8 protein-coding genes are annotated in these 6,685 nt (G+C 63.5%); all 8 read left to right on the top strand.

The genetic code is table 11. From position 1 onward, the window contains the following. The coding region (hisG, locus tag HKN06_13410) for an ATP phosphoribosyltransferase (GenBank protein NNF62309.1) at positions 1 to 545 on the top strand (545 nt) is incomplete at its 5' end. Between the two features lie 8 nt (positions 546 to 553). Beyond that, the gene (gene hisD, locus HKN06_13405) at positions 554 to 1,864 is read left to right on the top strand and encodes a histidinol dehydrogenase (protein NNF62308.1); all 1,311 of its coding nucleotides are present in this window, start codon (positions 554 to 556) and stop codon (positions 1,862 to 1,864) included. Next, positions 1,861 to 2,937: a histidinol-phosphate transaminase gene (gene hisC, locus HKN06_13400; GenBank protein ID NNF62307.1), complete on the top strand. Its 1,077-nt coding sequence runs from the start codon at positions 1,861 to 1,863 to the stop codon at positions 2,935 to 2,937. The genes hisD and hisC overlap by 4 nt, the downstream gene beginning before the upstream one ends. Then, positions 2,930 to 3,988, top strand: coding sequence for a bifunctional histidinol-phosphatase/imidazoleglycerol-phosphate dehydratase HisB (hisB, locus tag HKN06_13395; protein ID NNF62306.1), 1,059 nt, complete (start codon positions 2,930 to 2,932; stop codon positions 3,986 to 3,988). The genes hisC and hisB overlap by 8 nt, the downstream gene beginning before the upstream one ends. Beyond that, positions 3,988 to 4,581: an imidazole glycerol phosphate synthase subunit HisH gene (gene hisH, locus HKN06_13390; GenBank protein ID NNF62305.1), complete on the top strand. Its 594-nt coding sequence runs from the start codon at positions 3,988 to 3,990 to the stop codon at positions 4,579 to 4,581. The genes hisB and hisH overlap by 1 nt, the downstream gene beginning before the upstream one ends. 2 nt (positions 4,582 to 4,583) lie before the next feature. Beyond that, positions 4,584 to 5,318, top strand: a complete 735-nt coding sequence (locus HKN06_13385; GenBank protein ID NNF62304.1) for a 1-(5-phosphoribosyl)-5-[(5-phosphoribosylamino)methylideneamino] imidazole-4-carboxamide isomerase — start codon at positions 4,584 to 4,586, stop codon at positions 5,316 to 5,318. Further along, entirely contained in the window at positions 5,300 to 6,067 is a 768-nt protein-coding gene (gene hisF, locus HKN06_13380; GenBank protein ID NNF62303.1) for an imidazole glycerol phosphate synthase subunit HisF, read from the top strand. Before HKN06_13385 ends, hisF begins: the two co-directional genes overlap by 19 nt. Beyond that, on the top strand, positions 6,064 to 6,675 hold the full coding sequence (locus HKN06_13375; protein NNF62302.1) for a bifunctional phosphoribosyl-AMP cyclohydrolase/phosphoribosyl-ATP diphosphatase HisIE: 612 nt from the start codon (positions 6,064 to 6,066) through the stop codon (positions 6,673 to 6,675). Before hisF ends, HKN06_13375 begins: the two co-directional genes overlap by 4 nt. Positions 6,676 to 6,685 lie beyond the last annotated feature (10 nt).

The raw sequence follows: 6,685 nt of genomic DNA, 5'->3' as shown, positions 1-6,685 counted from the left end.
CGCAATCGTTGCAGGGCAAGCGCATAGCGACGAGCTACCCGGGCATTCTCGGCCGCTACCTGGCGGAGCGGGGCATCGTCGCGCAGGTCGTGCGCCTGGCAGGTGCAGTGGAGATTGCGCCGTCGCTGGGGCAGGCCGATTTTATCTGTGACCTGGTCTCCAGCGGCAACACGCTGCAGGCCAATGACCTGCGCGAGCTTGAAGTGGTCATGGAAAGCCAGGCGCAGCTGATTGCGACCCCGCGGCCACTGTCGGCGGAGAAGCAGGCCTGGGTGCAGCGCATGCAGCGGCGTATTGACGGCGTCGTGCGGGTGAAGGAAAGCAAGTACATCATGCTGCACGCGCCACGCAGCGCGGTGGCGGAAATTTCCCGCCTGCTGCCGGGCAGCGAGATGCCCACCATCGTCAGCCTCGACGGCTGTAACAACAAGGTGGCTATGCACGCGGTGTGTCGCGAGACAGTGTTCTGGGAAACTCTTGAAGCGCTCGAAGATGCCGGGGCCAGCGCAATGCTTGTGCTGCCTGTAGAAAAGATGCTGGCGTAGCGGCAGTCATGTTTTCAATACATGAATGGAACGCCGTGACCGACAGCGAGCGTGACAGCTTGCTGCAGCGACCCGCACACGATGCGGCAGTACTGATCGAGCAGCAGGCGGCCGACATAATCGAACAGGTGCGCCGTGACGGCGACGCCGGCGTGCGCGCGGTAACGGCGCGTATCGATGGAACGGAACTGACCCGGTTGCAGGTTGCGGCCACCGATCTCGCTGCTGCACTGACTGATTGTGATGGCGGGCTACGCAGTGCATTGACCGTGGCGCGCGATAACGTGGCGGCATTTCATGCCGCGCAGCCGGGCAATGCAGTGCAGGTCGAAACCGTGCCGGGCGTCGTGTGCGAGCGACGTGAGGTGCCGATTGAAACAGTGGGCCTTTACGTGCCGGCTGGCAGTGCACCGCTGGTATCCAGCGTGATCATGCAGGCGGTACCGGCACAGCTGGCGGGCTGTCCGCGGCGTATCCTGTGTACGCCACCGCAAACCAATGGTGATGCAGACCCGACGATTCTGGCAGCTGCCGCGCTGTGCGGTATCGATGAGGTATTTGCAATCGGCGGCGCCCAGGCCATTGCCGCCATGGCATACGGCACCGAAACGGTACCGAGGGTCGACAAGATATTTGGTCCGGGTAACGCCTGGGTGGCGGCGGCCAAGAAGCTCGTGACGCAGGGCGGCGCTACCGCGACCGACCTGGTTGCCGGACCGTCGGAAGTGCTGGTCGTTGCCGACGGCGGCGCCGACCCGGTATTTGTTGCCGCCGATTTGCTGGCACAGGCCGAGCACGGCGCCGATTCACAAGTTCTGCTGGTCAGCACCGATACTGCTCTGGTCGACGCTGTCGTCCGCGAGGCACAGCGGCAGCTGCAACAGCTGGCGCGGTCCGGGATCGTGCGGGAATGCCTGGAAAACTCCGTCGCCATCGTCGTGGACAAACTCGATGATGCTTTTGACATCGTCAATCGTTACGCACCAGAGCACCTGATATTGCAGATCACCGATGCGAGGCGCTGGCTCGACCGGGTGCGAAACGCCGGTTCGGTCTTTCTCGGGCGATGGACACCGGAAGCGCTTGGCGATTACTGCAGCGGCACTAATCACGTGTTGCCCACGGGCGGGAATGCACGCAACAGCAGCGGGCTCGGCGTTGCGGACTTCCAGAAAACGATCACAGTGCAGGAAGCCACGGCAGCCGGTCTGGAACGCCTCGGCCCAACAGCGACTACGCTGGCACGGGTCGAACGACTCGATGGCCACGCGCAGTCGGTAGATCTGCGACTGGCTCGACTGCGGGCGGGGGCGGCATGAACAGCTGGCAGGCGGTCATGCGGCCGGAGTTGCTGCAGCTTTCCGGTTACAGCGCGGCAAGCGATGCACGTGACCTGCTGAGGCTGCATGCCAACGAAGCGCCGCAGGACCCGGGCGGCAACAGCACCGGCTTGAATCGTTACCCGGTGCCGCAGCCGACGGCACTGATCGACGCGATGGCAGATTACTACGGTGTCGACAGCGGCGAAGTTTTACCGGTGCGCGGCAGCGACGATGCGATCGACCTGCTGGTGCGCAGTTTTTGCCGGGCCGGGCGCGACAGTGTGCTGGTGTGTCCGCCAACTTTCGGTATGTACGAATTCGCAGTCCGGCTGCAGGACGCCCGCTGTGTAACGGTACCGCTGTTACGCGAGAATGGTTTTCAGGTTGACTACGGGTCCGTATTAGCGCAGTGCACGGGTATGGTGCGACTGGTTTTTCTGTGTTCACCAAACAACCCGACCGGCAACGTCTGCACTGACGTCGACGTGCTGGAGCTGGCAGCGGCGCTGGCCGGACGCGCCATTGTGGTAGTCGATGAGGCCTATATAGAGTTTGCCCGCAAGCCCAGTATTGCCCGGCGACTGCATGATGCCGACAACCTGGTGGTATTGCGTACCTTGTCGAAGGCGCTGGGACTGGCCGGCATTCGCTGTGGCGCGTTGCTGGCGCAGGCGGGCCTGGTCGAGCGGCTGCGCTGCCTCATGCCGCCATATCCGCTGCCCGCGCCAACGATCGATGCCGCAAGCAGGCAGCTGCTTGCCGCTGCCAACGGCCAGCTGGAGCCGCAGATTGACCAGATTCGCAGCGAACGCGACCGACTGGCGATTGCGCTGCACGAGCACCCGGACGTACACACGGTCTGGAACAGCGAGGGCAATTTTCTGCTGCTGCAGCCCGCCGCCGAAGCGCGTGATCTGGAAGCGCGCTGCCGCGACGCCGGAATCCTGGTGCGTTACTTTGCAGCCGATGCGGTCATGCCTGCCTGCCTGCGTGTCACTGTCGGCTCGCCCGATGAGAACGACCGTCTGCTGGACAGCCTGGCGGTGCCGCGCGAGCGTGCTCATGGATAAAGTGCTTTTTATCGACCGTGACGGCACTTTGGTGGAGGAGCCACCGGACGAGCAGGTCGACGCGCTGGCCAAGGTGCGCTTCGTGCCCGACGTAATTTCGGCGCTGGGCGAACTGTCGCGCGCCGGCTACAGGCTGGTGCTGGTCAGTAACCAGGATGGGCTTGGTACCGAATCTTTCCCGGAGGCAGACTTTCGGGACGCGCACGATTTTATCCTGACAACGTTTGCGTCACAGGGCGTGTTGTTCGAGCAGGAGTTTATCTGTCCGCACCGGCCAGCCGATGATTGCCGTTGCCGCAAACCGGCTACCGGCCTGGTCGATGAATTCCTGGCCAGCAACGATATCGATCGTACTAACAGCTTTGTCATCGGTGATCGGGCAACAGACCTCGAATTTGCCGCCAACCTCGGCCTGGCCGGGTTCAGGCTGGATCGGCAGACCGGCTGGGAGGAAATAGCCGGGCAGATACTGCGCCCGAAACGCAGCGCCGAGATCGTGCGGCGCACCAGCGAGACCGACCTGCGCGTGGCGGTGCACCTGGATCGCGACGCAGAACAGGATATCGACACCGGCATTGCGTTTTTCGATCACATGCTCGAACAGCTGGCGCTGCACGGCGGGTTTGGGCTGCAGCTCGAGTGCCGCGGTGATCTCGAGGTTGATGATCACCACACGGTCGAAGACGTTGCGCTGGGGCTGGGTACCGCGCTCGACCAGGCACTGGGCGACCGCGCCGGCATTGGCCGCTACGGCTACGTGCTGCCGATGGACGAATCACTGGCGCAGGTCGCGATTGACCTGAGTGGACGACCGCACTGCAGCTTCGAGGCCAGTTTCGGCCGCCCGATGATTGGCCAGCTGGCGACTGAAATGGTGCCGCATTTTTTTAACAGCCTGGCGCAGAGCCTGCGCGCCAGTTTTCACGTGACGGTCAGTGGCGCCAATACCCATCACCAGGTGGAGGCAGCATTTAAGGGACTGGGCCGCGCGCTGCGTCCGGCACTGGCGGTCAACGGCCGCGTCATACCGAGCAGCAAGGGGTCATTGTGATAGACGTGGCGATAGTCGACACCGGCGGCGCCAACATTGCTTCAGTGCAAAACGCGCTCAAACGGCTGGGACGCAGTGGCACGGTGGTGCGCGAGCGCAAAGCGCTGTTGCAGGCCGGGCATATCATTTTGCCCGGCGTCGGCGCTGCCGGCGAGGCGATGCAGCGCCTGCACGACACCGGGCTGGACCAGGCGTTGCTTGAATGCGATCGCCCGGTGCTGGGTATTTGCCTCGGGCTGCAGCTGCTGTGCGGCCGGTCCGAGGAAAACGAACTCGACTGCCTGGGCGTTGTTCCGGGCGTAGTGCGCCGGCTGCAGGCTGCGCCCGGCCGCCCGGTGCCGCACATGGGCTGGAATACCGTGCAGGCCAGTGGTGACAGCCGGCTGCTGGCCGGGCTTGAACCGGAAACTTACTTCTACTTTGTGCACAGCTACGCGGTGCCGCTGCTGGAGCACACCACCGGCAGCAGTGAATACGGTACGACGTTCACCAGTGTGCTTGAGCGCGACAATTTCTTTGCCACGCAATTTCACCCCGAGCGTTCATCGGCGCAGGGCGCACAAGTGCTGGCAAATTTCCTGGCGGTGAACTGACCATGCACGTGATTCCCTCCATCGATCTCGCTGCCGGCCGTTGTGTCCGCCTGCAACAGGGAAAGTTTGACGCGGTAACCGAGTACGCTATCGATCCGCTGCAGCAGGCGCAGCGCTATGCCGCGGCCGGCCTGTCATGGGTGCATCTGGTCGATCTCGACGGCTGCCGCGCGGGCCGGCCGGTCAATGCCGACGTTATCGCGGCGATTGCCGCTATCCCCGGGCTGCGCCTGCAGGCCGGTGGCGGCATACGTGATATTGACACGGTGCGCTCTTATCTCGCGGCCGGCGTGGCACGGGCGGTGATTGGCAGCCGTGCCTTCCAGGCGCCGGACGATGTGGCAGGCTGGATTTCCGAGCTGGGTCCGGAGCGTGTTGTCATCGCTGCCGACGTGCGCATCGATAACGGTATACCGCAAGCACTCGTTGACGGCTGGCGTGCTGATGCCGGGGCGGGTTTTTATGACACGCTGGATTTCTTCGGCGACCGCGGCGTGCGCCACCTGCTGTGCACCGATGTATCACGTGATGGAATGATGGCCGGGCCTGGATCGCTGTATTCGGCACTGTGTGCGCGTTATCCGCAGATGTCGGTGCAGGCTTCCGGTGGCGTGCGCGATGCCGGCGACCTGGCAGCGCTGCAGCGCGATGGTGCTGCCGCGGCCATTGTCGGTAAATCGCTGCTGGACGGGGTGATGCAACCAGAGGAGTTATCGCAATGGTCGCCCGCCGGATAATTCCGTGTCTCGACGTGCGCGGCGATCGCGTGGTCAAGGGCGTGCGTTTTCGCAGCCATCGTGATGTCGGAGGCATAGTGGAGCTGGCTGCCCGTTATCGTGACGAAGGCGCCGATGAACTGGTCTTTTACGATATTACGGCATCACCGGAAGGCCGCGCGGTCGATGCCGGCTGGGTGAGCAGTGCTGCGGCCTGCCTGGATATCCCGTTTTGTGTCGCGGGCGGTATCCGTAGCGTGGCCGACGCCGAGCGCACGCTGGCTGCCGGCGCGGACAAGATTTCCGTCAACTCACCGGCGCTGGAAAACCCGGGCATCATCGATGCGCTGGCGCTGCGTTTTGGGACTCAGTGCGTTGTCGCCGGTATAGACAGTCGCTGGGATGATGGCGACTGGTTTGTTTACCAGTACACCGGCAGCGCGGCGAGTACGCAACCGGCCAGGCGACGGACGCTGGAATGGGTGCAGGAAGTACAGGAACGCGGCGCCGGCGAGATCGTGCTGAACTGCATGAGTCATGACGGCACGCGCGACGGCTATGATCTCGAGCAGCTCATTGCGGTGCGCGCTGTGTGCAATGTGCCGCTGGTCGCCTCAGGTGGTGCCGGCAATGCGGGGCATGTGCGCGATGTGTTTGCCGACACCGCAGTCGACGCCGCGTTGGCCGCCAGTATCTTTCACAACGAAACGGTCAGCATCCCGGCACTGAAAGCCCAGTTACACGATGCCGGCATCGAGGTGCGACTGTGAATCTCGATACGCAGCGACTCGACTGGAAGAAAAACGACGGGCTGCTGCCGGCCATCGTGCAGCATGCCGACACCGGCGCGGTGCTGATGCTGGGCTATATGTCGCCGCAATCGTTGCGGCAGACGCTCGATTGCGGGCGGGTGACATTTTTCAGCCGGTCGCGCCAGGAGCTGTGGACCAAGGGTGAAACCTCCGGCAATTTTCTCGAGCTGGCGGACATCTGCAGCGATTGCGACAGCGACGCGCTGCTGGTGCGGGCGCGCCCGGCCGGGCCGGTTTGTCACCGCGGGACTGACAACTGTTTCGACGTTGCTGACCACGCTTTTTTGACGACGCTGCAGCAGGTCATTGCAGCGCGCGCCACTGCTGCTGATGAGGCCAGCTATACCGCGCGCCTTCTGGCAGCCGGCACCAAAGCCGTTGCACAGAAAGTTGGCGAAGAGGCGGTGGAAGTTGCACTGGCGGCAACGTCCGGTGACAAGGACGAGCTGCTCGACGAATCTGCCGACCTGGTATACCACCTGCTGGTGCTGCTGGCCGATCAGGGCGTGACGCTTACTGATGTGAGCGAGCGCCTGCGAAGCCGTCACCACGCGGGCAACGCATGAACCGAAGTCT

It is taken from the genome of Gammaproteobacteria bacterium, assembly GCA_013003425.1.
In the GTDB taxonomy this organism is placed as follows: domain Bacteria; phylum Pseudomonadota; class Gammaproteobacteria; order Steroidobacterales; family JABDKV01; genus JABDJB01.
Note: the sequence above shows the minus strand (reverse complement) of the source record. Positions and strands in the feature narration are given on the sequence as shown.